This is a genomic window from uncultured Pigmentiphaga sp. (genome assembly GCF_937950555.1).
In the GTDB taxonomy this organism is placed as follows: domain Bacteria; phylum Pseudomonadota; class Gammaproteobacteria; order Burkholderiales; family Burkholderiaceae_B; genus Pigmentiphaga.
Genome location: NZ_CALFCW010000019.1, coordinates 88,370 through 114,887 on the forward strand (window position 1 = coordinate 88,370; position 26,518 = coordinate 114,887).

Here is a 26,518-nt window from a genome sequence, read left to right on the forward strand (position 1 = left end):
CTTGCGCGGCAAAGCGATGTCGCTCATGGCTCGAGCTCCGCCACTGCGATGCCGGTCACCCACGCGGCGACCGGCTCATAGGCCAGTACGCGCGCCCGACGAGCGCGCGCCGCGCCGGCTGCTAGCAGCCAGTTCCGAATTTCGGCAGCCCCGTTTCCCGCACTGCGCACCACCTCGCCCGGGTTCCAGGACGCGATGTCGTCAAATCGGCCCGCCGAAAAATCTTCGAGAAAACGGCGGTCGAACGCCTCGTTGATGCGGCCGGTCTCGGGCAAGCCGACCCAATGACTAAGCCCTCCCGTGCCCAGGACGGCCACGCGCGGAGCAAGTGTCTGCCGCCGCAACGCTTCGCCCAACGCTCGCCCGAAAGCCAGGCAGCGATCGAGCCGGGGAAGCGGTTCCACCGTGCAATTCACGTATATGGGCAACACGGGCGCATCCCACCCCTTGAGCAGCAACTGCAACGGGCAGGAAAAGCTGTGATCGAGCGGCAGGTCGCGGGCGCTCGCGGGATCAAAGCCCGCTTCGACCAAATCCGCATGAATGGCTTCGCCCAAGCCTTCCACGCCGGCGTAGTCGCGCTTGGGCACCCCGAACTCGCCGTGGCCTGGGAAGTAGGCGCCGGTACCAACGGCAAAGAGCGGCAACGCAGCATAGTCGAAAGTGAGGAAATGATCTGTGGCCGCCACAACAATCACGTCGGGACGGGCAGCCTTGAGCGATGCCGACAACGCCCCAAAGCCCGCAAACACGCGCTCGGCCCGCGCCAGGTCATCGGCATCGCCTTTGGGCGCCCGCATCATCGCCCCCGTATGCGCAGCGGCGGCAGCCCATACGACTTCGCCCATCGTCATGCCCCCGGATCCAAATAGCGGTGCAGGAATGCCACGAAACGTTCATAGGTCTGCGCGGCGGCTTCCGGGGAATAGCGGTCCAGCGTACTGTCCATATAGGCATGGCGCGCGCCCGGATAGATGTGAAACTCCACCGGATGCGGCGACTCAGCCTCCAGCGCAGCTTTCAGCGCCAATGTCTGCTCCATGGGGATGGCCTCGTCTGCTGCGCCGAAATGCAGCTGCATTGGACTGCGGATATGTGGCGCCAACGCAATGCGCGAGCGTTCCCGACCGTCGGGCGTATAGGCAGCCGGAACGATGGGCAATGCATACAGGACGACCGAGCAAGCCAGGTCCTGGGTTTGCGCCGCCCACGCGAGCACCGTCCCTCCGCCCAGGCAATACCCGAGCGCGCCGATGCGGTCCGGCGCCACCCGCGGCAGCGTGCGCAACCATTCCAACGCCGCCTGGCAATCGGGCACGATCAGTTCATCGCGGGCCGCGATGAAGGCCTTGCTGCGCCGCTCTTCGGCCGTGGTGTAGTCCTGAGGCGGGCGACCACCGATGCGGCTATACGGATCCACCGTCAACACTACGAAGCCTTCCGCCGCCAGGCGCCGGGTTTCCTCTTGCCGGTGCTCTGTCACGCCCAAGTTCTCGGGCGCACAGACCACCGCGCCAAGCACGTCCTCGCCTTCTGGCTCGGCCAGATATCCGCGGATTTCGTCGTTGCCACTGGGAAACGTCACCCAGCGTCCCCCGCTGTTTCTTTCGACCATACCGCCCCTCCTCTCCTCTCTTATGCCGCCACTTGTATGTCGAACAACGACGCTTCGCCTTTACGCCGGACTTCAACGTCGAGCAGGGTCGCACAATGCGGGCACGCGTACTGGACCACTTCAAGATCGTGGTGAATGCGCACGCGCGGCCCCAGCTCGTCCGGCGTGGCGAGATGCCAGCGGGCGTAGTCTTTCCAGTTCTCAGAGGCCGGCGCGACCGCACCGTCGCAATGGTTGCATACAAAGTATGCGGCGCCCCCGCTGCGCACGATGCGCCCAACGTCGCCGACGATTGCGACTGGCTCGGATTCCGCTACCGCGGGGCGGGCAGCCAATGGCTTGCCCGCGGGCCACGCCATGCGCCGTCGGCGAATCGCCGCACGGGCCGCCTCGGTAGCTACCTCATCGACGCCCTGCGCACCGGCCACTACACCGAAAATGCGCTCAGCCACCTGCGGCGAGAACACGCCCGCCGCCACGTCGCGTGCCACTGCGGACACAGGACGAAGCAAGGGATCGCCCCAGCCACCTCCCGCCGTGGGATTGCATTCGTATACATCGTCCTTGCCAAATGCGAACTCGGGTGGCTTGGCGGTGAACTCGACCTCCTCGCCGTCGAGCCCGTCCAAACGATCGGGAAACACGCCCTCGGCCATCCATTGCCGGATATTCGTGCTCCGCAGGAAACGGCGATGATTGCAGCCGCTGGGATAGCCTCCGAACAGGCCCCGCGACGTGGGCGATTCATAGCCGTGGCAGGCGACGAGCGATTCGACCTCATCTACCCCGTGCAGAACGAAGGCCGCCCCCGCGGCCTGGCCGCCGACGTTGCGGCCGGGTCCAGAGCTATCGGTGACGATGCGCCGGTACATATAGAGCACCGGCAGTTTGAGTTCGGTGGTCTCGACATTGGGCGCGCGTCCCGCCGTGATATTGCGCTGGCCCGAGACGGTCACACCGTCGCGGTGCGCATAGGCGCCTCCCCCTGACAACATGACCTCGAGTATGGGCGCGGTGGCAGGCTCGCCATACTGGTTCTTTCCGTGGATGTGAAACAGGTCGGGGCCGCTGGCCGGCGCGGCCTGCGCTTCCGCGAGATAGTCGGGATGCGTGGCCATGAGTTTGGAGATGACTTCTGTGGTGGTCACCTCCACGAGCCACATTGCGCCCAAGGGCCCCTGGCTGCAAGGCGCCGGAAACTTGCACGAGACGATGGAGCCTTCGTGCGAAATCACCTCCAACGGCCGCAGCAAGCCTTCGTTCCATGGCAGGTCGTAAGCAATTACGGGCAGGATGCCCGCATACACGCCGGCCAGCAGCCCGGTTCGCGTGGCGTTGACGAATCCCGGCGCCTGCGGATCGGACCCGGTGTAGTCGAACTGGATGCTGTCGCCCCGTTTGCGCAGCTCGACGTGGATCTTGTAGACCTTGTTATCAAAGCCGTCATGATCCAGAAAAGCCTGGGCACGAAACACGCCGTCCGGCAGCTCGCGCAGTCGGTTGCGCATTTTGGTCTCGGACAGCGCCATCATGCCGTCCATCACCGTCAACACCGTGTCCACCCCGTACTTCTCGATGGTATCGAGAACACTCTTGACGCCGATGTTGTTGGCCGCCATCAATCCTTTCAAATCAAGGCTCAGATTGGTGGGAAGACGCGACATGCCGGTAATGAAGTTCAGCACATCACTGCGCAGTTCGCCGCGATCGATGATCTTGACGGGTGGAATCAACATGCCTTCCTGGCGAATGTCCTTGGCCATCGACGCGAAACTGCCCGGCACCATGCCGCCCACGTCCAGCTGGTGCGCGCAAGCGCCAGTCCAGCCGATGCGCTTTCCGTCGACGAAGATGGGCGCGAGCACGCCTACGTCGGGACAATGCAGCGCTCCTTTGTGAGGATGGTTGACGATGAACATGTCGCCCGGATGGATGCCGACGGTGTCTTCGCAATCCTCGATCACGTGCTTGACCATCAACGACAGCGAAGCCGCATGGAACGTCACGGTCTTACCCATGGTCACCACTTCGCCGAACGCGCGGTAAAGCCCGGTATTGAAATCGGTGGCCTCGTTCACCAAGGCCGATCCCGACACGGACGCCAAGGTTGCCGCCTGCTCGTCTGTGATCGACAGCAGACGGTGCCGGATCACTTCGAACGTGATCGGATCCACCTCCTTGGCGGTGTATTCATAGACCTGATGCATGGTTGCCTCGATATCGTTATTGAGTGCGCGCAATGGAAATCACGAAGTTGCCGTAGGGCTCCATCTCGGCCGTTTGTCCCGGACCGACCACGATGGTGGTGTCGGGGCGTTCGATAATGCACGGGCCTTCGATGCGATGCCCTGGCCCCACGTCTTCGCTTCGATAGATGTCCGTAGGTAAGAAGCCGCGGCCGTAGAAATAGACTTGGCGCTGCGAGACCGGCCGGTTCGAACGCCCAATTCCGTCGACTTTGTGCGGGACGGGCTTGATGACCGGCGAGGTGCCTTCTACCCGCACCACGGTGAACTCCACGCCCGAGCTGCGAAGTGCCGTGTTCTTGCCATATATGCGCTCATACTGGGCCTCGAATGCGTCCACCAATGCGTCCACCTCCGCGGCCCCCAGCACACCGGGCGGCACTTCTACGCCCAGTTCGTGAACCTGCTGCCGGAAGCGCATGCCAACGTAGCGATGAATCGTCACCTCGTCACCCAGCGCTTCGCGTGCGCGCGCCTCGATCTGCGCAAAGCCTTCGTTCAACGCCGCGATGTCGATATGGTCGGACGCACGCTTGAAACGCGCCGGCGCATGTTGGGCGATCGCAAGCGAAAACGACCGGTGGCGATCGCCGGTCACCGTGCCATAGGCAGAATGGGCGGGCCCCGTATTCGGCACGACAATGGTCCCGATTCCCGCAACTTCGGCATACTGATGCGCATGGGTAGGCCCGGCTCCCCCGTATGCCATCAACACGAAATCGCGCGGGTCGTAGCCTGCGCGCAGCGTCACCCGCCGCAGAAGATCGGCCATTTGATTGTTGGCCACTTCCCGTATGCCGGCCGCCGCCTCTTCCAGGGTCATTCCCAGTGGCTCGGCGACATACTTGCGCACTGCCTCGCGCGCAGCCTCGAGGTTTAGATTCATGCGTCCGCCAAGGAAGTAACGCGGATCAATGATGCCCAGCACCACATCGGCATCCGTGATCGTCGGTTCGACGCCGCCGCGCCCATAGCAGGCGGGGCCCGGGATCGACCCAGCGCTTTCCGGACCCACGGTGAGGTGCCCGTCGGTGACGCGCGCAATCGAACCGCCACCCGCGCCGATGGCCGTGACTTTGATGGACGGCAGCGCCACATGGAAACGGCCTACTTCGCGTACGGTCTCGAGCAATGGCTGGCCGTCCACGATCAGGCCTACATCGAAGCTGGTACCCCCCATGTCGGCGGTCAATACATTGCGATAGCCCAGCAGCTCCCCAAGCTTTTGCGACGCGAGTACGCCGCCTGCCGGGCCGGAGGTGAGAAGATTGGCAGCCTGGAACGCCGCCTCGGCCGCCGGAAGCACGCCCCCTCCCGATTCCATGATAGAAATCGGCCCCTTGAAGCCAAAGCGCCGGATCGCGCTTTCCAAGCCGTTGATGTAGCGGTGAATGACGGGCCCTAAATACGCATTGATGGCCGTCGTGGACGTGCGCTCGTATTCCCCGATGATGGGCACCAGCAGCGACGAGGTCGTGACGAAGGTACCTGGGGCCTCTTCCTCGACGAGCTCGGCCAAGCGACGCTCATGCTCCGGATTACGAAACGACCATAACAGGCTAATCGCGATCGCTTCGACTCCGGCGGCGCGCAGCTCCCGTATTGCTTGCCTGGCCTGCGCTTCATCCAACGGAACGATGACGTCGCCCTTATAGTCCACCCGTTCGACCACGCCCTTGATTAGGTCCCGAGGAACGATGGGATCGGGCACTCGCCGCTTCGAAAAATGCGAAATCTCGTGTGGTGGCGTTCCGATCCAGCCCCCCATGGCGCGCTGGATGCGCAGTGTGTCTTCAAACCCACGGGTGATAAGCAATCCGGTCTTGGCCCCTTTGCGCTCGATGAACGCGTTCGTAGCGGCCGTCGTGCCATGAGAAAAGTATTTCAGTCCCGCCACTAGCTCGTCGGTGGAAATGCCGAGCTCCTCGGCGGCCAATTTCATTGCGTCCAACACGCCGCGCGTGCGGTCCTCGGGCGTCGTCAACGCCTTGAAGATGCGCACTTCGCCGCCGTCGGACAGAAGAACGAGGTCGGTAAACGTTCCCCCGATATCCGTACCTATGTAAGACACAAGCCTTTCCTCCAAGTGCCGCCCTGCCGGGGCGATCGGGTCGCCGAAAGGGGCGCCCGGGTGCGCCGGATCGCAGCTTCCAAAACAGGCCTCATTAGAACCCGAAAAACATTCTATGTATAGAACTATAGAAAGTTAAAAGTATAGGTAATTACCCTTTTGGGGCTACACTTCCCGTCGTCTGGAGGAGCCGTGGAGAAATGCGGGAAATGGGGGGGCCTGGCCCCGCCCTATTCCTTCTTGAGCAGGGACTTCAAGCGGTCAAGGCGTTGCTTGGCCGTGAGGCCGGGATTTTCGTCCGCCACTTTGTCGTCTTCCAGGCCCATTTCCTTGATGAACCGCGACGGCTCGCGCGGGATGTCTTCACGGCCCCGTTTGCGTTTCTTGCACCAGGTAAGCGTCAGGGTGCGCCGCGCGCGGGTGATGCCGACGTACATCAAGCGGCGCTCTTCCTGAACCCGCGCCTCGAACGACTCGGCCGCCTTGGCCGGGTCGCCTTCTTCATCGTCCTTGCCGAGGTGGGGCAGCAGCCCTTCTTCGACACCGACCAGGAAGACGTGCGGATATTCCAGCCCTTTGGACGCATGCAACGTGGACAGCCGCACGACGTCGGGGTCTTCGTCGTCGCTCTTCTCCAGCATGGTGATGAGCGCAATGTGCTGGACTAGCTCCATCAGGCTCATCTTGTCTTCCTCGGCCTTGCGCTTGAGCCAGCCGAGCAGGTCGAGCACCGTCTGCCAGCGCGCCTGGGCGCCACGCTCGTCGAAATGGTCGTACAGATAGCGTTCGTACCCGATGGCGCGGACCAGGTCGTCGAGGATTTCGGAGGCGGTTTCGCCGGTCGGCGCACCGTCGCCCTTGGCGGCCCCAGCCCGCCACTGCAGGCGGTTGATGAACTCGCAGAACTCGCGCAGCGGCGCGAGTTGGCGCGCCGAGAGGCGCTGCTCGAGCCCGGTTTCGAACACGGCCGCAAACAGCGAGATTTCCCGCTCGCCCGCATAGGCGCCGAGCGCTTCGAGCGTAGACTGCCCGACCCCGCGCTTGGGCGTCGTCACGGCGCGGATGAATGCCGGATCATCGTCGTCATTGGCGATCAGCCGCAGATACGCCATGATGTCGCGCACCTCGGCCTTGTCGAAAAAGCTTTGCCCGCCCGAGACCATGTAGGGAATCTTCAAGTTCCGCAACGCCTGTTCGAACACGCGCGCCTGGTGGTTGCTGCGGTACAGGATGGCGAAGTCGCGCCAATGCGCCTTGAGCTCGAACCGCGCCGCCGAAATGCGCATGGCGACCGACTCGGCCTCGGCCTCTTCGTCTTCCATGGGGACGACCGTGATCGGATCGCCAACCCCGAGGTCCGACCAGAGCTTTTTCTCGAATAGCTTGGGATTGTGCGCGATCACGTTGTTGGCCGCGGCAAGGATGCGCTGCATCGAGCGGTAGTTTTGCTCGAGCTTGATGACCCGCAGGTTGGGATAGTCGGTGGTGAGCTTGGCCAGGTTCTCGATGGTCGCGCCGCGCCATGCGTAGATGGCTTGGTCGTCGTCGCCCACGGCGGTGAACATGGCGCGCGGCCCGGTCAACAACTGCACCAGCCGGTACTGGCACGCATTGGTATCCTGGTATTCATCCACTAGCAGATAGCGCAGCCGGGACTGCCAGCGTTCGCGCACCTCGGCATCGGTTTCGAGCAGGCGCGCCGGCAGGCGGATCAAGTCATCGAAATCGACTGATTGGTAAGAGCGCAAGGTGGCGTTGTAACTCCGGTATACCCGCGCCGCGTCGCGCTCGCTTTCGGTCGATGCACGACGCTCGGCCTCATCGGGTTCGATCAACGCGTTCTTCCATAGGGAAATGGCGCTCAGGACGGCGCGTATGTGCCCCTTGTCGGTGCTGGCGACGAGGTCTTGCACGATGGCCATCGCGTCATCGGCCGCGAGAATGGAGAACTGGGGCTTGAGCCCGACGAGCTTGGCCTCCTCGCGCAAGATCCTCACTCCCAGCGAATGAAAGGTGCTGATGGTCAGCCCCTTGATCGCATTGGGCGGCGCGATGGCCTTGACCCGTTCGGCCATTTCGCGCGCTGCCTTGTTGGTGAAGGTCAGCGCCGCAACGTTGCGGGCATCGTAGCCGCAATCGCGCAGCAGATAGCCGATCTTCTGCGTAATGACCCGCGTCTTGCCGCTGCCCGCGCCGGCCAAGACCAGGCACGGCCCATCGAGATACTTCACCGCTTCGCGCTGCGCCGGGTTCATGCCCGCGTCGATCGGAGGCAGGGCGAAAGATGCATTCGTGTCCGATTTCGATTTGTTCAGCCGCGCGGCGGCGCGGTCCATGGCTCGAGTCGCGGCGGAATGAGAAGAAGTCATGCAGGTCGGGTAAATCGAGGGCGCGCAAATGCGCAGGTAAGAATGACGCAGGAGAATCTCGCGGCGGGCAGGCGGCGGCCGAAAGCCATCAGATTTCCAGCGGGTCGACTTCCAGGTACCAACGCACCCGGGAAGCGGCCGAAAGCTGGGGCAGCGCGGCCATCCAGGCCCGCAGGAACCCCTGCAGGGCCGGGCGGCTGTTGCTTTCCACCAGCAGCTGGGCCCGTTCGACGTTCGCCACCCTCACGACGCGCAGCGGTACGGGATCATAGAGCGTAATCCGGGACAGCTCCGTCGACTGGGACAAATCCGTCCCGGTTTCGGGATCGGGCCCCTCCGCCAGGCGGCGCGCGCAGGCCAGGAACGCCAGGGCCTGCGCCAGTTCGCGGGCCTCTGCCGTCAACAGGGCCTGGTAGGCAAACGGTGGCAGGCCTGCGGCCTCGCGCTCCCGGAGCGCGTAACGGGCGAATCCCGGGTAGTCATGGCGCACCAGGGCCTGGTAGAGCGGTTGCTCAGGATAACCGGTCTGGATGTAGACCTCGGCCGGCGTGCCGGCGCGCCCCGCACGGCCGGCCACCTGCATCAGCTGCGCGAACAGGCGCTCGGGCGCACGGAAGTCATGCGAGAACAGCATCGCATCGGCATTGAGCACGCCGACGAACCCCAAGTTCTTGAAGTCGTGTCCCTTGGCGACCATCTGGGTGCCGACCAAGATATCGATTTCGCCCGCATGCATGCGCCCGAATAACTCCTGAGCACTGCCCTTGCGCCGCGTGCTGTCGGCGTCGATCCGCGCAATGCGGGCGCCGGGAAAAAGCTCCCCCAGGTGTTCTTCCAATCGCTGCGTCCCCCGCCCCATGGGCTGGAGATCCTGGTTCCCGCAGTCCGGGCACGCGGCAGGCACGCGATGCTGCCAGCCGCAGTGGTGGCAACGCAGCTCGTGGCGGGCGAGGCCGCCGGGCGTACGGGGCGGATGGCGGTGCAACACCATATAGGCGGAACAGCGGTGGCAACCACTGACCCAGCCGCAGGCATCGCAGTGCAGCACCGGCGCATAGCCTCGGCGATTCAGGAAGATCAACGATTGCTCGCCCTGCGCGAGCCGCTGCGCCACGGCTTGCACGAGCTGCGGCGCCAGGCCTTGTTTCAGCGGCTGATTGCGGGTGTCCAGCAACCGGATGCGGGGCGGCTCGGCTGCCAGCGCGCGTTGCGGCAGGCTCAGTAGCAGATAGCGACCGTTCTGCGCGTGGTGCCAGGTTTCCAATGAGGGCGTGGCCGAGCCCAGCACGATAGGCACGTTCCGATCGCGCGCCCGCCAGATCGCGAGGTCGCGCGCGGAATACCGCAGGCCTTCCTGCTGTTTGTACGAGGGATCGTGCTCCTCATCTACTACGATGAGCCCCAGCTCGGGCAACGGCGTGAACAATGACAGGCGCGTGCCCAAGAGCACCCGGGCCTCGCCCCGGACGGCCCGAAGCCAGGCTTCCAGCCGCTCGCCGTCAGCCAGGCCGCTGTGCAGCACCGCCACGCCGGCCGGGCCCGCAATGGCCTCGAAACGGCGGCGGAACACGTTCTCCAGTTGCGGTGTCAGGTTGATCTCCGGCACCAGCAGCAGCACCTGGCGGCCCCTCGCCAATACGCGCTCGGCGACGTGAAGATAGACCTCGGTCTTGCCGCTGCCGGTCACCCCATGGAGGAGGACGGGCTTGAAGCCGGAAATTTCCGCCACTGCGTCGACGGCTTCCTGCTGCGCCCGGTTCAGCGACGGACGCTTCGAAAGTGTTTGCTCACTATCTTGCTGTGCCTCGTTCTCTTGGACCTTGGCTGCCCGTTTGGCGCGCGCCGCGCGGGCATCGAGGCGCGCCACCGGCCCACCCCCGGCCCGCTTGCCTTGGTAGGCCGCCGGTTTACGCAGCGGCCCGGGCAGCGCCGGCAACATGACCTCGCCGACCGGCCGGTGGTAGTAGTCCGCGGCAAATGCCGCTAACTTAAGCCAGTCTGCCGGCAAGGGAGGGGTGTCGTCGAGGATGCGCACCACTTCCTTGACCTGCGCAGGGTCCACGGCGGGCGCGCCGGGTGTTTCCAGGACGATGCCCACCATCTCCCGACGACCGAAAGGCACGATGACCCGTACCCCCGGGTCCACCGGCCGCGGCGACCGATAGTCAAACAGTCCGGGCAGGGGAACGTCCAGCGCAACGCGGACCCAAACCGGCGTTTCCGTTTCGGTGGGCGAAATCACTGGCATGTGAAGGGGGGCGATGTGGACAACTGGGAGCTCCGGCGCAAGAGGCCAGCCGAACGGCTGAAAACTTAAAGTAAAACCTCTGAAACCTTCCTAAACCCGTCCCCCATCAACATTTTTTCTCCCCGGAAAGCCTGTGGATAACTTTGGGGAAAACCGGGAGAAAAAACCGTTGATAACTGGCATGGCCATGCGTCGGCTCCGGGCACAAGCAAAAAATCGAGCAAAAACTTCTTTTATTTCAATGGCTTACAACGACATTCCAATGTGGATATCAACTCGCAAGTGGTGTGCCCGGGCGGCGGGAAATTGTGCATAAGTCGAATTAGGCCTGGGCACAAGCCGGGTTAGCCCTAGCCCGGGGCAACACTTATTCACAGCGCCGCATCAGCGGCTTTCCGCTGCTCGCGGCTATACGCATGCACGGTCTCCACGAGCACGGCTACTGCCTCAGGCGGGGTGAACTGGGAAATGCCGTGTCCAAGATTGAAGACGTGCCCGGGCCCGGCCCCATAACTGTCGAGCGTGCGGATGACCTCCGCCCGGATCGCCTCCGGCCCGCCGAATAGCGTCATGGGATCCAGGTTGCCCTGCAGCGCGACGCGATCGCCCACGGCCCGGCGGGCAGCGCCCAGATTGACGGTCCAGTCCAGGCCCACGGCATCACAGCCCGAGGACGCAATTTCTTCCAGCCAGATCCCGCCACCCTTGGTAAACACGATGGCCGGCACCCTGCGCCCCTCGCGCTCGCGCACTAGGCGCCCGAGCACGCGACGCGTGTAATCCAGCGAAAACTGCTGGAACAGGCCGTCCGCCAGTACCCCACCCCAGCTGTCGAAAATCATCACGGCCTGGGCGCCGGCCTCGATCTGCGCGTTGAGGTACAACGCCACGGCCTCGGCATTGACCGCCAAGATGCGGTGCATCAGGTCGGGGCGGCTGTACATCATCGACTTCACGGTGCGGTAGTCGCTCGATCCCGCACCCTCCACCATGTAACAGGCCAGGGTCCAAGGGCTGCCCGAGAAACCGATCAGCGGCACCCGTCCATGCAGCTCGCGGCGGATCTGGGAGACGGCGGCGAACACATAGTCGAGATCGGCCATGTCCGGCACCGCCAACTTGGCGACGTCATCCTCGGTGCGCAGGGGCCGGGCGAACCGCGGCCCTTCCCCGGCAACGAAATCCAGGCCCAGGCCCATGGCATCGGGCACCGTCAGGATGTCGGAGAAGAGAATCGCCGCGTCGAGCGGATAGCGATCCAGCGGCTGCAGGGTCACCTCGGTTGCGTAGTCCGGGTTCTTGGCCAGGCCCATGAACGACCCCGCACGGGCGCGGGTGGCGTTGTATTCGGGAAGGTAGCGGCCGGCCTGGCGCATCAGCCAGACCGGCGTGTATTCGGTCGCCTGGCGCGCAAGAGCCCGCAAGAAGACATCGTTCCGAAGAGTGGGCTCAGACACGTCACACCTCAGCAAAGGGAAGCCAGGGATTTTACCCCCCGGCAGGAGCGCCGTGCCTGCGCGATTCAGGTTCGATTGTTATCGTGCCAGCAACAATATCCCAGCCATGACCAGGAACGGCAGCAGCACGCGCGCCGCGGCGGTCAACACTTCGGCGGCGCTGAATTGGAAACGTTTGACGGCCGGGGCCGCAACGGCTCCGGGTGACATAGAAGTATGAATGGTATGCGGCGTCATGATGAACTTCCTCGGTAAAAGGCGTGCGCGCGCCTGCCAACGGCAGCGGGCACTACGATGCGTAAGACCTCTGGTTTGCGGCGCAGATGCGCCGGGAGACACGGCCGGACCTAACGGTAAGGTTCGGGGACCGAGGAAGCGCGGGAAACGCGGGCAGAAAAGCGATTGCCTGCCGCATGCGACAGCGGCATGCGATGGCTGAACGGTTCTGTACCGGGCGTGACAGGGCGCCTTGCGCTCGGTCCGCCGGATTGCGGGCTGAACATGGGGTCGCTCCTTTCAAGAAGGACAGTTTTGGCTTATTCAGTATAGCCCGTCATTGCTCGCGCGCCGTAACATGATTATTCGGTATCATTGAACAATGGATCGTCTCACGCCGCTGCGCGCCTTCCTCGCCGTCGCCGAAAGCGGAAGTTTCACTGCGGCCGCCCGCAAGCTCGGCGTGTCGCGCTCGGCCGTCACCGGCCACATCCAAGAGCTCGAACGCCACCTCGGCACGGTCCTCTTGAACCGCACTACGCGCCGCGTCTGGCTCACCCGGGAAGGCCAGCGCTACGCCAACCGCGCGGGCCGCCTGCTCGAAGGGTTGGAAGCGCTGGATGCGGAAATGCAATCGCGCAGCGGCCGGGCCGAAGGCCATTTGCACGTAGAGATGGCCGAATCGGTGGCCAATGCCCGGGTCATCCCGCGCTTGCCCGAGTTCGTGCGCGCTTATCCCGACATTTCGCTGCGCATTTCGCTCAACGAAGGCGTGGTGGACCCCACCGTATCGGGTGCCGACATCGGGTTGCGCGTCGGTCCGCTGCGCGACTCGACCCTTCGGTTCAAACTGCTCGGCCGCGGCAACTACATCATGGCTGCCAGCCCCGCCTATCTCCAGCTCTACCCGCCGCCCCGACACCCCGACGAACTGCGCCAGCACCGGCTCATCGAGTTCTGGGATCCGGATGCCGGCCGCCCCTACGATTGGCAATTGGTGAAAGGCAAACACAAAGCGAGCGTGCCGGCCCAAGGCCATCTCATCGTGGACAACACCCGCGCCGGCCTGACCTGCGCGTTGGCCGGGTTGGGCATTTACGAAGACTTGGATTTCCTGCTTGCCCAGTCCCTGGCGGAGAAACGGCTGATCCAGGTATTGCCAGACTGGAAGCGCCCCGGACCGCCCATCGCCGCGCTGTATACCGCGCGGCGGCCCGCCCCTCCCCACGTCAAGGCCTTCGTCGATTTCCTCGCGTCGGTGTTCGCAACCGGCCGTTCTTGAGCCCGGCCGTCCGGGCATCCCTACGCTGCCCGCGCGCCATGTAGGCCGGGGCGGCCAGGCCCCCACGCGCCCTTCGGCCGGATGCTCGACAGCGCAGGGGGGCGACCGGAGGCAACCCCGCCGTTACGGACGACACCCGCTCTCTTTTCTGCGATACGGCTCGGCCGTGATCGCATGTTTGCGCATCAGCTGCCAGAACGCGCGCCGGTTCTTGCTGGCGGCGCGCGCGGCCTGGGAAATGTTGCCTTGGTAGCGCGCAAGCATGTCGGCGATGTAGCCGCGCTCAAACTCGGTCACGACCCGCGCCTTGGCGATCTGGAAAGCTTCGCGCTCGCCTTCCTCGAGCACAGGCGCAGCATCCATGGATTCGAGCGGCTCGTCTTCTCCGGAAGCCATGCCCTCGCTGGAGAAGCCCCGCTCCCCGCCCAACCGGACGGCATGTGCCAATCGCGTCTTGAACTCTTCCGGGCAGATCGGATAGCGCACGAAGTCGTGCAGGCCGAACGAAAGCAAATCCTGCAAGCCCACCGCACTCATGTCCCGCACTAGGCCAAGCACAGGCGTTTGCAAGGAATCGCGCGCCAGGGCCAATGCCGTACGGGTCCAGCCCAGCGTGCCGAGCGTCACGGGGAGCAGGCAGGCGTCGTAGCGCTTGAGCGCCAGGGCCAACCGCTGCAAGGCATCGGCCGAGCACAGGGATGTGTGGTCGGATTCCAGGTAGACACAATGCAAGGCGATGCGCTCTGGAGCGGACCAGCGCTCCGTAAGCTCGAGCATCCATTGAACGTGATCAGGCACCATCAATACGGCGCAATCGATTGTTCCCCTCATGGCCATATCCCATATTGTCCGAGGCCTCAGGCTAGAGCGACGCGCGGGAACCCTCAATTCGCACAATACACAAACGCAAAAACCCCTATTCAGCCCGGCGGGCGCCGGCCGTTAATCCCTGGCCGCCTCAACGCCCCCGGCGATTCATATCCTGCTACAAATTGGGTGTTTCACTCCGCGCTCCTGCAATATTTCTGCGGCACACTGGAGCCCGTCCGACGCAGGAACCGCAGCATGACCAAGCCCAAGAACCTACGCACCGCCGCTTCCATGATTCTCGTCACTACGGCGCTGGCCTGGGGCTTGCCCGTGCGCGCCCATGACGTGCGAGTGCTCGAATCAGAACGGGAAGGACGCTCCGGCGGTGCCCACGCGCAGCACCAGCAGGATGGTGGCGCCCGGACCGACGTTTCCGACGTGAGGAGCGACGGCGCTCGCAGCGAAGGCGACGCTATCTAAGCAAGTAAGATGGCGGTACCCTAAGGTGCAAAGGCAGGGCGCCCGTGCACTTGACCGGCGCTACACCGGAACCACCTTGCCTTGGGGGCGCGGGGCGTCGCGATCTTCTCCTACTTGCGCGCGCACACGCGGCAATCCGCCCGGGTAATGCTCGCAAATGAAGGCGATCAACCTCTCACGAAGGTAGCAGCGCAACTCGAACGCCTGTCCGGAATTGGCGGCGCTGACCAGGAAGCGGACCTGCATGGCGCGCTCGGTGGTATCGGTAACCTGGACCACCGCCACGCGCGTATCCCAGAGCGGCGACGCCTTGCATAGACGTTCGAACTCCTTGCGCACGGGCGCCAGTGGAACGGAGAAGTCCAGCCAAAGGAAAACCGTGCCCAGCAGCGACGACGTACGGTGCGTCCAATTCTCGAACGGATTCTCGATGAACCATTGCAGGGGGACGATCATGCGTCGTTCGTCCCAAATACGCACGACCACGAATGTGCCGGTGATTTCCTCCACCCTGCCCCACTCCCCGTTGACGATGAGCACGTCGTCGATGCGTATGGGCTGCGTGAAGGCGATCTGCAGCCCCGCAATGAAATTGCCAAGCACGGGACGCGCCGCAATGCCCGCGACCAATCCCGCCACGCCGGCCGACGCGAGCAAGCTGGCACCGATCTGCCTCACCCCCGGCAGCGTCAGCAATACGAAAGACAAGCCCAGCAGCACGATCACCGCATGGGCGCTGCGCGCCAGCACCCGGGTCTGCGTCAACATACGGCGCGCGCGCAGATTGTCGGCCACGTCATACGGATTGAGCCGGATGGCCGTGTCGCTCAGTGCCTTGACACAGCGGCTCGCCCACCAGGTCAGGCACAGGATGAACGACACCGTCGTCAAATAAGAGAGCCCCCGGGTAAAGAGCATCTCCCCGGGCGCTCCGCTCAATACCATCCGGATTGCCAGCAGCGCGAACACGAACCGGCTCGGGATGGCGCCGCCCGTCACCGCCGCATGCAGATACGGGCGTGGTGCAGTAATGCGCCGCAGCACCAAGAAGCCGATGTGATGAACGATCAGCGCCACTGCTGCGGCGAGCACCATGGCGATGGCCAATACGAACCAGGCCCGGTACGCCGCCGGCAAGAAGTCGAGCGGAAGGAAAGCCAACATATCGACGCCTCGTCTTGGTCGACTCAGCGCTCATGCTAGCAAGCATGGCCTGCACCGCAGCACGCGCAGGGGCGTGGTTTGTTTTCGATTTGTTGGCGGCGAGGAAGCAGCGCCGGCCCTGCCGGCGCGGAATACGCGATGCAAAAACCCTGGCCCGGCGAACCGAGGTCTTGCCGATTGGTTACAACTCAGAAAAAAAGCCAGGCCGAACGGCCTGGCTTTCCATGCAACGGAAGATGTGCCGGTTGAACGCGTTAACCGCGGCCGCCCCGCAGCTTGCGAATGGCGGCGAGTTGGGCAGCCAGCATCGCCAGCTCGGCCTCGACGACCGCCACTTCGGCCTTGTCTTTGGCGTTGCGCAGGGCTTCTTCCGCTGCCTTGCGCGCCTCCTCGGCCTTGGCTTCGTCCAGATCGCGGGTGCGGATGGCCGTATCGGCCAGCACGGTCACGACGCCCGGTTGGATCTCGAGCAGACCGCCGGCGACGAAGATGTGCTCTTCTTCGCCGTTGTCCGCGCGGGAGATCTTCACCACGCCCGGACGAATGCGGGAAATCAGCGGGGTGTGGCCGGGCAGGATCCCCAATTCGCCAGCCTCGCCGGGCAGCGTCACAAACTTCGCCTCGCCGGCGAAGATCGACGCTTCCGCACTCACGACGTCTACATGAATAGTTGCCATACTCAATTCTCCTGTGCCGCGCACCGGCGCAGCACCTGCACCTCATCCTAAAACCGCCTCTCTAGACCCGGGGCGCCGCTGATCCGGCCCCTCGGCGCCGCCCCGCGGCAAGAACCGCCGGGCCGCCCCAAGGCGAATACCGGCCCCGGGAAGCCGCCGCGCGGGCGGCCGTCAGGGCGTCGGTGAGGATTACAGCTTCTTGGCCTTCTCGAACGCTTCGTCGATCGTGCCGACCATGTAGAACGCCTGCTCGGGCAGTGCGTCGCATTCGCCTTCGACGATCATCTTGAAGCCGCGGATGGTTTCCTTCAGCGGCACGTACTTGCCGGGCGAACCGGTAAACACTTCGGCCACGTGGAACGGCTGCGACAGGAAACGCTGGATCTTACGGGCGCGGCTGACGGTCTGCTTGTCTTCGGGCGACAGCTCATCCATGCCCAGAATGGCGATGATGTCGCGCAGCTCCTTGTAGCGCTGCAGCGTTTGCTGCACGCCACGCGCGACGGTGTAGTGCTCCTCGCCCACGATCTGCGGGTCGAGCTGGCGGCTGGTGGAGTCGAGCGGGTCCACGGCAGGGTAGATACCCAGCGCGGCGATGTCGCGCGACAACACGACGGTCGAGTCCAGGTGCAAGAAGGTGGTGGCGGGCGACGGGTCGGTCAAGTCATCCGCCGGCACGTACACGGCCTGGATGGAGGTAATCGAGCCGGTCTTGGTCGAGGTGATACGCTCTTGCAGCTTACCCATTTCCTCGGCCAGCGTCGGCTGGTAACCCACCGCGGAGGGCATCCGGCCCAGCAGGGCCGACACTTCCGTACCGGCCAGGGTGTAACGGTAAATGTTGTCCACGAAGAACAGGATGTCCCGGCCTTCGTCACGGAACCGTTCGGCCATCGTCAGGCCGGACAGCGCCACGCGCAGGCGGTTGCCCGGAGGCTCGTTCATCTGGCCGAACACCATCGCCACCTTGGACTCTTCGATCTTGTCCAGGTTGATAACGCCCGCTTCGACCATTTCATGGTAGAAGTCGTTACCTTCGCGGGTACGCTCGCCCACGCCGGCGAACACCGACAAACCGCTGTGCTGCTTGGCGATGTTGTTGATGAGCTCGAGCATGTTCACGGTCTTGCCCACGCCGGCGCCGCCGAACAGGCCCACCTTACCGCCCTTGGCGAACGGGCAGACCAGGTCGATAACCTTGATGCCGGTTTCGAGCAGCTCCACGGAAGGGGACAGCTCGTCGAACTTCGGCGCTTCCTGGTGAATGGCGCGACGCTCTTCGGACTTGATGGGGCCGGCTTCGTCGATGGGACGACCCAGCACGTCCATGATGCGGCCCAGCGTGCCGGTGCCCACGGGCACGGAAATGGGAGCGCCGGTGGCGACGACCTTCATGCCGCGGCGCAGACCGTCCGACGAGCCCATGGCGATGGTACGGACGACGCCGTCACCCAGCTGCTGCTGCACTTCGAAGGTCAAGCCCTTCTCGGCGAAAGCCGAGCTCTCGTCAGCCAGCGTGAGGGCCTCGTAGATCTTGGGCATGCTGTCGCGGGGGAACTGGATGTCCACCACGGCACCGATGCACTGAACGATGGTTCCGTTGCTCATATCGATTCCTCGATTCCTGATTCTTTAAGACGTCGCGTCGGCTTATACGGCCGCCGCACCGCCCACGATTTCCGAAATTTCCTTGGTGATGGCCGCCTGCCGGGTCTTGTTGTAGACCAGTTGCAGTTCGTCGATCACCTTCTTGGCGTTGTCCGATGCAGCCTTCATGGCCACCATCCGGGCGGACTGCTCGGACGCCATGTTTTCGGCAACGGCTTGATACACCAGCGCTTCGACGTAGCGCAGCAGGAGCTCGTCCACGACCGACTTGGCGTCCGGTTCGTAGATGTAGTCCCACGAGTAAGCCTTCTTCTCTTCCTCGGTCTGCGCGAAACGCTCGGCCGACAGCGGAAGCAGCTGCTCGACCACGGGCTCCTGCTTCATCGTGTTGATGAAGCGGTTGTACGCGAGGTACACCACGTCGACCTTGCCCTCGGCATAGGCGTCGAGCTGTACCTTGATCGCGCCGATCAGCCGCTCGAGATTGGGTGCGTCGCCGAGCTGCACCACCTGGGAGACGACATTGGAGCCGAGGCGGGTCAGGAAGGTCAGGCCCTTGTTGCCGATGGCCGTCGTCTGAACCTTGATGCCCTTCGCTTCGGATTCCTTCAGGCGATTGAGCACCGCGCGCAGGACGTTGGTGTTCAACGCGCCGCACAGGCCCTTGTCGGTCGTGACCACGATCAGGCCGGCGGCTTTGATCTCTTCCCGCTTGGCCAGGTAGGCATGCTCGTAGTCGGGGTTGGCTTGCGCCATGTGCGCGGCAATGTTGCGCACCTTGTCGGCATACGGGCGGGCCGCGCGCATCCGGTCCTGCGCCTTGCGCATCTTGGATGCGGCGACCATCTCCATCGCCTTGGTGATCTTGCGCGTGTTTTGCACGCTCTTGATCTTGGTTCGGATTTCCTTGATTCCGGGCATCTATCTTCCCTTCTCTGTTTCCCTCTGACCGCTGCCGCCCTGCTATCGCGGGAGCCGGGACCGGTCAGGCCGGCCGCCGAGCCCCGCTCGGGCCCCTAGGCGCGTAAAGGGGGGTTCAGATAGCGTTCTTCTTGAAATCCTTGATGGCTTCGTGCAGCGCAGCCTCGTCGTCCTTGGACAAATCCTTCGTATCCTCGATGCGGCCGACGAGCTCGGCATACTTGGACTTCAGGTATTCCTTCAAGGATTTCTCGAACGTCAGCACGTCCTTGACTTCGACGTCGTCGAGGTAACCGTTGTTGGCAGCGAACAGCGAGACAGCCAGTTCCCAGACCTGTTGCGGCTGGTACTGCGGCTGCTTGAGCAGTTCCACCACGCGGCGGCCGCGCTCGAGCTGGCGACGGGTCGACTCGTCGAGGTCGGAGGCGAACTGCGCGAACGCAGCCAGTTCGCGATACTGGGCCAAGTCGGTACGGATACCGCCGGACAGCTTCTTGATGATCTTGGTCTGCGCGGCACCACCCACGCGCGACACCGAAATACCCGCATTGACGGCGGGACGGATGCCAGCGTTGAACAGGTCGGTCTCGAGGAAGATCTGGCCGTCCGTAATCGAGATCACGTTAGTCGGAACGAAGGCGGACACGTCACCGGCCTGCGTTTCGATGATGGGCAACGCGGTCAGCGATCCGGTCTTGCCCTTCACGGCGCCATTGGTGAACTTCTCGACGTACTCTTCGTTGACGCGCGCGGCGCGTTCGAGCAAGCGCGAGTGCAGGTAGAAGACGTCGCCGGGGTAGGCTTCGCGGCCAGGCGGGCGGCGCAGCAGCAGCGAGACTTGGCGATAGGCCCAGGCTTGCTTGGTCAGGTCGTCGTAGATGATCAAGGCGTCTTCACCGCGATCGCGGAAGTACTCGCCCATCGTGCAGCCCGAGTAGGCAGCAATGTACTGCATGGCGGCCGATTCGGAAGCCGAGGCCGCGACCACGATGGTGTACTCCATCGCACCGTGCTCTTCGAGCTTGCGCACCACGTTGTTGATGGTGGACGCCTTCTGACCGATCGCCACGTAGATACACGTCATCCCCTTGCCTTTCTGGTTGATGATCGTGTCAACGGCGACGGCGGTCTTGCCGGTCTGGCGGTCGCCGATGATCAGCTCGCGCTGGCCGCGGCCGATGGGCACCATGGAGTCGATGGCCTTCAGGCCGGTCTGCACCGGCTGCGACACCGACTTGCGCGCGATGACGCCCGGGGCGACCTTCTCGATCACGTCCGTGAGCTTGGTGTTGATCGGGCCCTTGCCGTCGATGGGACGGCCCAGCGCGTCGACCACGCGGCCCTTGAGTTCCGGGCCCACCGGCACTTCCAGGATGCGGCCGGTCGTCTTGACCGTGTCGCCTTCGGAAATGTGGGTGTAGTCGCCCAGAATCACGGCGCCGACAGAGTCGCGCTCGAGGTTGAGCGCCATGCCGTAGGTGTTGTTGGGGAACTCGAGCATTTCGCCCTGCATCACGTCCGACAGGCCGTGGATGCGGGTAATGCCGTCGGTCACGGAAACGACCGTGCCTTGGGTGCGAATGTCAGCAGAGCTGCTCAGGCCCTCGATGCGGCTCTTGAGCAATTCGCTGATCTCAGACGGATTGAGTTGCATGGTTGACTCCTGGAATCCTTACTCTCGGTGCCGATAAGGGCGCAGCGACCGAACTATGCGACGAGCGCGTCGCGCATGCGATCAAGCTGCGCTCGCACGGAGGTATCGAGCACCTGATCCCCGACGCACACGCGCACGCCGCCGATCAGCGAAGCGTCGACCCGGACGGTGGGCTTGATCTTCACGCCGAATTTCTTTTCCAGCCCGGCGACCAGGTCGGCAACCTGGGCATCGGTCAACGGGAACGCGCTGGTGATCTCGGCATCCGCGGCGCCTTCGTGGCGATTCTTGAGCCACTGGAATTGCGATGCGATCTCGGGCAGCAGCAGCAAGCGGCCGTTTTCGACCAACAGCGTCACGAAATTGCGCGCGGCCTGCGACAGCGGCGTCTTCAGCAAGGCCGTAAACAATTCGACTCGCTGTGCGTTGTCGAGCTTGGGATCGGCGATGGCGCTGCGCACGTCCGGGTGCGCGGCGACCTGCGCCATGTCGGCGACAAGCTCGGCCCAGGCGGCAAGGCCTGCGCTATCTGCACGGGCAACGCCGAACAGCGCTTCAGCGTATGGCCGGGCGATGGTGGACAGTTCAGCCATGGTGGCTCTCGATGCCTGATACGGTTAGCGAGGTGATTCGCAAACGCGAGAGCGGCACGCTGCCGTACCACCCGCGCGGGTTCATTTACAACTGCGCCTTGAGCTGGCCGAGCAGTTCGGCATGCACCTGGGCGTTGACTTCGCGCTTGAGGATTTCCTCGGCGCCCTTGACGGCCAGCTCGGCCACGGCATCGCGCAGGCTTTCGCGAGCGCGCTGGGCTTCCTGCTGGGCCTCCTGGCGAGCCTGCTCGAGAATACGGGCGCGTTCCGCTTCGGCCTCCTTGCGGGCTTGCTCGATCAGGGCGGCAGCCTGCTTTTCGGCTTGGGCCAGACGGGCCTGGTTCTCGGCCTTGGCGGCAGCTTCGATCTGACTGATGCGGGCCTCGGCCTGCAGCAGCTCGGTCTTGCCTTTCTCGGCCGAGGCAAGGCCTTCGGCGATCTTCAGACGGCGCTCTTCGATGGACTTCATCAGAGGCGGCCACACGAACTTCATCGTGAACCACGCCAGAATGAAGAACACGAGCATCTGGAAGACGAGTGTCGCGTTCAGATTCACGGTGTTTCCTTATTCGGAAAAGAACATCATCCGTGACGGAGGCGGTGGCCGCGTCACGGAGCGGTCATGTCGAATAGAGGTCTTAGCCGACGAACGGGTTCGCGAAGGCGAACAGCATGGCGATACCAACGCCGATCAGGAAGGCCGCGTCGATCAGGCCGGCCAGCAGGAACAGCTTGGTTTGCAGGGGGTTCATCAGTTCAGGCTGACGAGCCGAAGCCTCGATGTACTTGCCACCGACGATCGCGATTCCCAGGCAAGCGCCGATGGCACCCAGACCGATGATCAGACCGCAAGCGAGAGCGACGAGAGCGACGTTGGTCATGACAACTCCTTGATATGTGAATCGAAAAACGACTAATTATGTTGAAGATTGGAACGACGGATACTGCTAACTTGCTACTGGATCACGGCGAACCTGCCGCACTCCGGTATTCCTGAAACGCTTGCTACACCCTTCCACCCCCAGGGCCGCGGCGGAACACGTTCCTCCCCGGCCGGGGACGCTCCGGATCAATGTCCTTCGTGCGCCTGGCTCACGTACACCAGGGTGAGCATCATGAAGATGAATGCCTGGAGCACGACGATCAGGATGTGGAAGATGGCCCAGATCGATCCGGCGATGACGTGCCCGATGCCGAGGAAAACGCTGGTGGCGTTGAACCCGGCCCAGGCGCCGCCCAGCAGCGCGATGAGCATGAAGATCAGCTCGCCGGCGAACATGTTGCCGAACAACCGCATGCCGAGCGAAACCGTCTTGGCTGCGTATTCGATGAGGTTCAGCAGGAAATTGAACGGTGCCAGGATGATGGCACCGACGCCGTGCGCGTGGAACGGCGCGGTGAACAGTTCTTTGACGAAGCCGCCGGGCGACTTGATCTTGATGCCGTAGTAGAGCATCAGCAGCAGCACGCCGAGCGACATGCCGATCGTGGCGTTCAGGTCGGCCGTCGGCACGATGCGGTGGTAGTGGATGACGTGATCGAGCCCGAGCAGGCCGAACAGGTAGTGCGGCAGGTCCACCGGCAGCAGGTCGAGGGCGTTCATGAAGATGATCCACATGAACACCGTGAGCGCGAGCGGCGCGACGAACTGGCGGGAAGTAGCGTTGTGGACGATGCTCTTGGCCTGCTCGTCCACCATTTCCACCAAGATTTCGACGAACGCCTGCATCTTGCCGGGCACGCCCGAAGTGGCGCGACGGGCGCCCAGCCACATCAGGAACACGGCCAGCAGGCCCATGGAGATGGACCAGAAGAGCGTGTCGAAGTTGACGACCGAGAAATCGGCAATGAGGGTTTGCTTCTGTCCGGTGTTGTTCAGGTGTCCCAGGTGGTGGACGATGTACTCGGACGCGGTCGGCGCTGTGGTGGAAGCCATATCGGGGGGTTCTATCCTACGACCTGATTTTTGAAATACTCATGATGCCGGCCGGGGTGTCCCGCCCGCGCCGTCATCGTCAATTCTTCTTGCCGAAAGCCAATGCCAGCCACTGGCTTTTGAGCGCACACACCAAACCCGCCAGGAAGGCGGGCCAGACGAGCCATTCGCGACCGAACTTCGCAACCGCGACGATGAACACGGCGGCGATGGCGATCTTGAAGAACTCGCCGAAGAAAAACGTTGCGGGGTTTGCTCCCCCCGGCTTGTGCACACTCGAAACCAGCGTGAATGCGAACAAGGCGTTGGGAATGGCGTATGCCGCGGCGCCAGCCAGTGCCGACCCTCCCGCAGCGCTCCCTGACACCGCGTAAGCCAGCACGGCAACCACCAAGCTGACGGCAACCTGAACAATTATCGCATGCAGCAAGCCCCGCACGGCCTGCTGACGCAACGCTATCCTTTCTGCCTCGGTCAGCCGAATCGGCTCGACCGGTTCGTTGGACCGCAGGCGCTCGGCGTCCCTGGCCTCCCAGCCCCACAGATCGGGCTCGTCGGCCTGCCTCGAGTTCTCTACGCCGCAAGGCGGAGCAACCCGGGCCGGGCGATGCCCCTGCCGCTGCCTCCCTCCTCGAGCGTTTGTGCGAGCATCGAAGGGGCGCGGATCGTCTTCGATTTTTTTCATCGGACGATGGGCACCCTCTCAAAGACCTGCTTTCCGACAAACCATACGAGTATAGCGGGTTTACCCCCTTCAGGCAAACCAGTAGGCGCGGTGCGCCGGATGCGTGGCGCATCCGCGTCGCCCGCCAGCCCTTCGCCGCGGGACGGCGGCGCCGGCCCCAGCTTGGCCGGCGGGCCGCCCGCCATGCCGATAAAATCGGGCTCATCCCCGGCCCATCCCCTGCCGGGCCTTATGCCGTCGAGGCAAAGAAGGTCGAGTTGGAACTCCGCCAGATCCAGTACTTCATCTGCCTGTTCGAGGAAGGCACCGTCACCGGCGCGGCGCGCCGCATGAACGTGGTGCAGCCTGCGCTCAGCGCGCAAATCGTCAAGCTGGAAGAAGAACTCGGGCAGAAACTGTTCGTCCGCAGCGCCCGCGGCATGGAACCCACCGACGCGGGGCGGCGCATGTACCAGCTGTACCTGCCCATCCTGCGGGACCTGACCCACGCGCGCGAACAGATGACATTGCGCAAGGGCGAGGTCGGGGGCGAGGTGGTGGTCGGAATGATTTCCTCGCTCGCCGAAAGCGTGCTCAGTGACGCGCTCATCGAATTCTCGCGCACCTACCCGAAGGTCAACGTCACGGTCACCAACGGCCCGCTCTTCGATTGGGTCGCGGCCGGCAAGATCGACGCCGCCATCGTGGACAAACCGCGCCGGCACTTCTCGCTGAGCGTCGCGCCCATCATCGACGAAGAGCTCGTGCTGGCGGGGCCGGACGACGACACCGTGCCCGCCTCCATGCCGCTATCGGCTGCGGCGTCCCTGCCGCTGGTGTTCACGCCGCGCGAACACAACCTGCGCGAAATCTTGGAAGACTATGCACGCCAGGAGGACGTCGTATTCAAGCCCGTGTTCGAAATCTACTCGATGACGGCGATGCTCAACCTGGTCGAGGACGCCGGCCTATACGCCATTCTTCCTCTGTCGGTGGTGCGCCGCCACGCCCGGCGCGCCTCGCTTCGCATACGCACCATCGAGGCCCCCGCCATGACGCGCCAGATCGTCTGCGTCACCCACCCCCGCCGCCCGCTCGGCACGGCATCGTCGCTATTCGTGGAGGTATTGCGCAAGCACGTACGGGGATTGTCCGCAACGCCTGCCGAGGCTGAGGGACGGCATCCGGGAGCGAAGCCGTAGCGCAGCGCTTCCCCTTGAAGCCGCCCCTGCCACGCCCCGCCCGCGGCCGGCACGCCCGGCGCCTTGGCAATATCGTTCAGTGATGGCTGCGATCATTATTAATCATGGCCTTTGCGGGGCCTGAGCACCCTTTGCCGCCTTAGAATCTCCCCAGCGCCGCACGCGGGGCCTCCATGGCCGCCTGCTTCGCCGGGTCGCAGCACCCGGCGCCGGAACCGGCATCAGATGCGGCCCAGCGCGCCGGGGCGCGAACGTCCCGCGCCTCCAAGCCCTGGCACGGGCGTTTCCTCAAGCATCACGAAGTACGAAGGAGATAACTCATGCCCCTACCGGCACGCGCCTTGTTTGCCGCATTTTCCCTGGCCGTGGCCGCCGCCTCGCCTGCCGCGATGGCGGACAACTATCCTGCCAAGCCCGTACGCGTCATCGTCCCGGTTACCGCCGGCGGCGGCGTGGACACCGCGGCGCGCCTGATCGCGACGCATCTGCGCAGCGAACTGGGCCAAACCTTCGTGGTGGAGAACAAGCCGGGCGCGGGCGGCAACATCGGGCTCGACCAGCTCGCGAAAGCGCCGGCCGACGGCTATACCCTCGCCATCATTCCCAATACGATGACCATCAACCATACGTTGATGCCCAAGCTGCCGTTCGATGCCATCAAGAGCTTCGCGCCGGTCGTGCAGATCGGGACGACGCCCGCCGTGTTGGGCGCCCGGGCGGACCTCGGGCCGGCGTCGCTGAAAGACCTGGTGGAATACGCCAAGCGCAATCCGGGCAAGCTTTCGTACGCCGGTTGCGACACCGGTTCGGCGCTGCACCTGGCCGGAGAGATGTTCAAGCAGCAGGCGAGCGTGGACATCACCCACGTGCCATACAAGGGCTGCTCGGACTCCGTGCCCAACGTCCTGGGCGGCCAAGTGGACCTGATCTTCATCACGCTCACCAACATCGCGGGCTACGTCAAGGACGGCCGCATGCGCGTCTATGCCGTCGCGGCAGACCAGCGCACACCCTTTGCCCCGGACCTGCCCACCGGCGCCGAGCAAGGATTCCCCGGCTTCAACATCGACATCTGGTATGGCATGCTGGCTCCCGCAGGCACGCCGCGCGAGATCGTCGACAAGCTAAACGCCGCGGTCAACGCCATTTTGAAAAAGCCCGAAGTGCAAACGTCCCTCGGCACGAGTTTCCTGACGCCGGTGGGCGGCACGCCCGGGCAGTTCGCCGAAAAAATCCGCACCGACATCGAACGCTACGGAGCCGTCATCAAGAAGGCCGGCATCCGCATCGAATGATTTCCTCCAC

At 63.9% G+C, this 26,518-nt stretch carries 23 protein-coding genes; 4 read left to right on the plus strand and 19 right to left on the minus strand.

The window, feature by feature from the left end; translation table 11 throughout:
* Nucleotides 1-23: 23 nt before the first annotated feature.
* The 8 genes from Q0319_RS03665 to Q0319_RS03700 form a co-directional block, all read right to left on the minus strand.
* Complete coding sequence (locus Q0319_RS03665; protein WP_299450994.1) at nt 24-854, minus strand: hypothetical protein; 831 nt, start codon at nt 852-854, stop codon at nt 24-26.
* Nucleotides 851-1,615, minus strand: coding sequence for a dienelactone hydrolase family protein (locus Q0319_RS03670; RefSeq protein WP_299450997.1), 765 nt, complete (start codon nt 1,613-1,615; stop codon nt 851-853). Before Q0319_RS03670 ends, Q0319_RS03665 begins: the two co-directional genes overlap by 4 nt.
* A gap of 20 nt (nt 1,616-1,635) precedes the next feature.
* Nucleotides 1,636-3,822 (minus strand): hydantoinase B/oxoprolinase family protein, encoded by a 2,187-nt coding sequence (locus Q0319_RS03675; RefSeq protein ID WP_299451000.1) that lies wholly within the window; start codon nt 3,820-3,822, stop codon nt 1,636-1,638.
* Nucleotides 3,823-3,838: 16 nt separating this feature from the next.
* The gene (locus tag Q0319_RS03680; RefSeq protein ID WP_299451002.1) at nt 3,839-5,932 is read right to left on the minus strand and encodes a hydantoinase/oxoprolinase family protein; all 2,094 of its coding nucleotides are present in this window, start codon (nt 5,930-5,932) and stop codon (nt 3,839-3,841) included.
* Nucleotides 5,933-6,162: 230 nt separating this feature from the next.
* The gene (locus Q0319_RS03685) at nt 6,163-8,187 is read right to left on the minus strand and encodes a UvrD-helicase domain-containing protein (protein WP_296469550.1); all 2,025 of its coding nucleotides are present in this window, start codon (nt 8,185-8,187) and stop codon (nt 6,163-6,165) included.
* A gap of 202 nt (nt 8,188-8,389) precedes the next feature.
* Nucleotides 8,390-10,549, minus strand: a complete 2,160-nt coding sequence (locus Q0319_RS03690; protein ID WP_296469549.1) for a primosomal protein N' — start codon at nt 10,547-10,549, stop codon at nt 8,390-8,392.
* A 371-nt stretch (nt 10,550-10,920) separates the two neighbouring features.
* Nucleotides 10,921-12,006 (minus strand): uroporphyrinogen decarboxylase, encoded by a 1,086-nt coding sequence (hemE, locus tag Q0319_RS03695; RefSeq protein WP_296469548.1) that lies wholly within the window; start codon nt 12,004-12,006, stop codon nt 10,921-10,923.
* Nucleotides 12,007-12,084: 78 nt separating this feature from the next.
* Nucleotides 12,085-12,243 carry a hypothetical protein gene (locus Q0319_RS03700; RefSeq protein WP_296469547.1) on the minus strand — a complete coding sequence of 53 codons (159 nt, stop codon included), beginning with the start codon at nt 12,241-12,243 and terminating at the stop codon, nt 12,085-12,087.
* 361 nt (nt 12,244-12,604) lie between these two features.
* On the opposite strand from Q0319_RS03700, the gene Q0319_RS03705 reads away from it, so the two are divergent.
* Entirely contained in the window at nt 12,605-13,504 is a 900-nt protein-coding gene (locus tag Q0319_RS03705; RefSeq protein WP_299451007.1) for a LysR family transcriptional regulator, read from the plus strand.
* Between the two features lie 123 nt (nt 13,505-13,627).
* Here Q0319_RS03705 and Q0319_RS03710 read toward each other — a convergent pair whose 3' ends face one another.
* Nucleotides 13,628-14,335 carry a helix-turn-helix domain-containing protein gene (locus tag Q0319_RS03710; RefSeq protein WP_296468229.1) on the minus strand — a complete coding sequence of 236 codons (708 nt, stop codon included), beginning with the start codon at nt 14,333-14,335 and terminating at the stop codon, nt 13,628-13,630.
* A gap of 234 nt (nt 14,336-14,569) precedes the next feature.
* Between Q0319_RS03710 and Q0319_RS03715 the strand changes: the two genes are divergently transcribed.
* Nucleotides 14,570-14,794, plus strand: coding sequence for a hypothetical protein (locus Q0319_RS03715; protein WP_296468226.1), 225 nt, complete (start codon nt 14,570-14,572; stop codon nt 14,792-14,794).
* Between the two features lie 60 nt (nt 14,795-14,854).
* Here the strand turns inward: Q0319_RS03715 and Q0319_RS03720 are convergent, their stop codons facing one another.
* The 10 genes from Q0319_RS03720 to Q0319_RS03765 form a co-directional block, all read right to left on the minus strand.
* Complete coding sequence (locus tag Q0319_RS03720) at nt 14,855-15,958, minus strand: mechanosensitive ion channel domain-containing protein (RefSeq protein WP_299451011.1); 1,104 nt, start codon at nt 15,956-15,958, stop codon at nt 14,855-14,857.
* A 254-nt stretch (nt 15,959-16,212) separates the two neighbouring features.
* The gene (locus tag Q0319_RS03725; RefSeq protein ID WP_296468222.1) at nt 16,213-16,635 is read right to left on the minus strand and encodes a F0F1 ATP synthase subunit epsilon; all 423 of its coding nucleotides are present in this window, start codon (nt 16,633-16,635) and stop codon (nt 16,213-16,215) included.
* A gap of 189 nt (nt 16,636-16,824) precedes the next feature.
* On the minus strand, nt 16,825-18,243 hold the full coding sequence (gene atpD / locus Q0319_RS03730) for a F0F1 ATP synthase subunit beta (RefSeq protein ID WP_296468220.1): 1,419 nt from the start codon (nt 18,241-18,243) through the stop codon (nt 16,825-16,827).
* Between the two features lie 42 nt (nt 18,244-18,285).
* The gene (gene atpG, locus Q0319_RS03735) at nt 18,286-19,164 is read right to left on the minus strand and encodes a F0F1 ATP synthase subunit gamma (protein ID WP_299451014.1); all 879 of its coding nucleotides are present in this window, start codon (nt 19,162-19,164) and stop codon (nt 18,286-18,288) included.
* A 115-nt stretch (nt 19,165-19,279) separates the two neighbouring features.
* Complete coding sequence (gene atpA, locus Q0319_RS03740; RefSeq protein WP_296468216.1) at nt 19,280-20,818, minus strand: F0F1 ATP synthase subunit alpha; 1,539 nt, start codon at nt 20,816-20,818, stop codon at nt 19,280-19,282.
* A gap of 53 nt (nt 20,819-20,871) precedes the next feature.
* A complete protein-coding gene (locus Q0319_RS03745; RefSeq protein ID WP_296468215.1) occupies nt 20,872-21,411 on the minus strand; it encodes a F0F1 ATP synthase subunit delta in 540 nt (179 codons plus the stop codon).
* Nucleotides 21,412-21,496: 85 nt separating this feature from the next.
* Entirely contained in the window at nt 21,497-21,967 is a 471-nt protein-coding gene (locus Q0319_RS03750) for a F0F1 ATP synthase subunit B (RefSeq protein WP_296468213.1), read from the minus strand.
* Between the two features lie 82 nt (nt 21,968-22,049).
* On the minus strand, nt 22,050-22,292 hold the full coding sequence (gene atpE, locus Q0319_RS03755) for a F0F1 ATP synthase subunit C (protein ID WP_087782618.1): 243 nt from the start codon (nt 22,290-22,292) through the stop codon (nt 22,050-22,052).
* 188 nt (nt 22,293-22,480) lie between these two features.
* The gene (atpB, locus tag Q0319_RS03760; protein ID WP_296468206.1) at nt 22,481-23,347 is read right to left on the minus strand and encodes a F0F1 ATP synthase subunit A; all 867 of its coding nucleotides are present in this window, start codon (nt 23,345-23,347) and stop codon (nt 22,481-22,483) included.
* A gap of 79 nt (nt 23,348-23,426) precedes the next feature.
* Nucleotides 23,427-24,032, minus strand: coding sequence for an ATP synthase subunit I (locus Q0319_RS03765; protein WP_296468204.1), 606 nt, complete (start codon nt 24,030-24,032; stop codon nt 23,427-23,429).
* 257 nt (nt 24,033-24,289) lie between these two features.
* On the opposite strand from Q0319_RS03765, the gene Q0319_RS03770 reads away from it, so the two are divergent.
* A complete protein-coding gene (locus Q0319_RS03770) occupies nt 24,290-25,213 on the plus strand; it encodes a LysR family transcriptional regulator (protein ID WP_299451020.1) in 924 nt (307 codons plus the stop codon).
* Nucleotides 25,214-25,533: 320 nt separating this feature from the next.
* Nucleotides 25,534-26,508 carry a tripartite tricarboxylate transporter substrate binding protein gene (locus Q0319_RS03775; protein ID WP_296469170.1) on the plus strand — a complete coding sequence of 325 codons (975 nt, stop codon included), beginning with the start codon at nt 25,534-25,536 and terminating at the stop codon, nt 26,506-26,508.
* Nucleotides 26,509-26,518: the final 10 nt, after the last annotated feature.

Excerpts from the sequence above, each read along its gene's own strand:
- Q0319_RS03745 (WP_296468215.1), bottom strand. The coding sequence starts at position 21,411 with ATGGCTGAACTGTCCACCATCGCCCGGCCATACGCTGAAGCGCTGTTC.
- Q0319_RS03710 (WP_296468229.1), bottom strand. The coding sequence starts at position 14,335 with ATGAGGGGAACAATCGATTGCGCCGTATTGATGGTGCCTGATCACGTT.
- Q0319_RS03775 (WP_296469170.1), top strand. The coding sequence starts at position 25,534 with ATGCCCCTACCGGCACGCGCCTTGTTTGCCGCATTTTCCCTGGCCGTG.
- Q0319_RS03715 (WP_296468226.1), top strand. The coding sequence starts at position 14,570 with ATGACCAAGCCCAAGAACCTACGCACCGCCGCTTCCATGATTCTCGTC.
- atpB (WP_296468206.1), bottom strand. The coding sequence starts at position 23,347 with ATGGCTTCCACCACAGCGCCGACCGCGTCCGAGTACATCGTCCACCAC.
- Q0319_RS03765 (WP_296468204.1), bottom strand. The coding sequence starts at position 24,032 with ATGAAAAAAATCGAAGACGATCCGCGCCCCTTCGATGCTCGCACAAAC.
- atpG (WP_299451014.1), bottom strand. The coding sequence starts at position 19,164 with ATGCCCGGAATCAAGGAAATCCGAACCAAGATCAAGAGCGTGCAAAAC.
- Q0319_RS03675 (WP_299451000.1), bottom strand. The coding sequence starts at position 3,822 with ATGCATCAGGTCTATGAATACACCGCCAAGGAGGTGGATCCGATCACG.
- Q0319_RS03725 (WP_296468222.1), bottom strand. The coding sequence starts at position 16,635 with ATGGCAACTATTCATGTAGACGTCGTGAGTGCGGAAGCGTCGATCTTC.
- Q0319_RS03670 (WP_299450997.1), bottom strand. The coding sequence starts at position 1,615 with ATGGTCGAAAGAAACAGCGGGGGACGCTGGGTGACGTTTCCCAGTGGC.
- atpD (WP_296468220.1), bottom strand. The coding sequence starts at position 18,243 with ATGAGCAACGGAACCATCGTTCAGTGCATCGGTGCCGTGGTGGACATC.
- Q0319_RS03705 (WP_299451007.1), top strand. The coding sequence starts at position 12,605 with ATGGATCGTCTCACGCCGCTGCGCGCCTTCCTCGCCGTCGCCGAAAGC.
- Q0319_RS03685 (WP_296469550.1), bottom strand. The coding sequence starts at position 8,187 with ATGAACCCGGCGCAGCGCGAAGCGGTGAAGTATCTCGATGGGCCGTGC.
- atpE (WP_087782618.1), bottom strand. The coding sequence starts at position 22,292 with ATGACCAACGTCGCTCTCGTCGCTCTCGCTTGCGGTCTGATCATCGGT.
- Q0319_RS03665 (WP_299450994.1), bottom strand. The coding sequence starts at position 854 with ATGACGATGGGCGAAGTCGTATGGGCTGCCGCCGCTGCGCATACGGGG.
- Q0319_RS03720 (WP_299451011.1), bottom strand. The coding sequence starts at position 15,958 with ATGTTGGCTTTCCTTCCGCTCGACTTCTTGCCGGCGGCGTACCGGGCC.
- Q0319_RS03700 (WP_296469547.1), bottom strand. The coding sequence starts at position 12,243 with ATGACGCCGCATACCATTCATACTTCTATGTCACCCGGAGCCGTTGCG.
- atpA (WP_296468216.1), bottom strand. The coding sequence starts at position 20,818 with ATGCAACTCAATCCGTCTGAGATCAGCGAATTGCTCAAGAGCCGCATC.
- Q0319_RS03690 (WP_296469549.1), bottom strand. The coding sequence starts at position 10,549 with ATGCCAGTGATTTCGCCCACCGAAACGGAAACGCCGGTTTGGGTCCGC.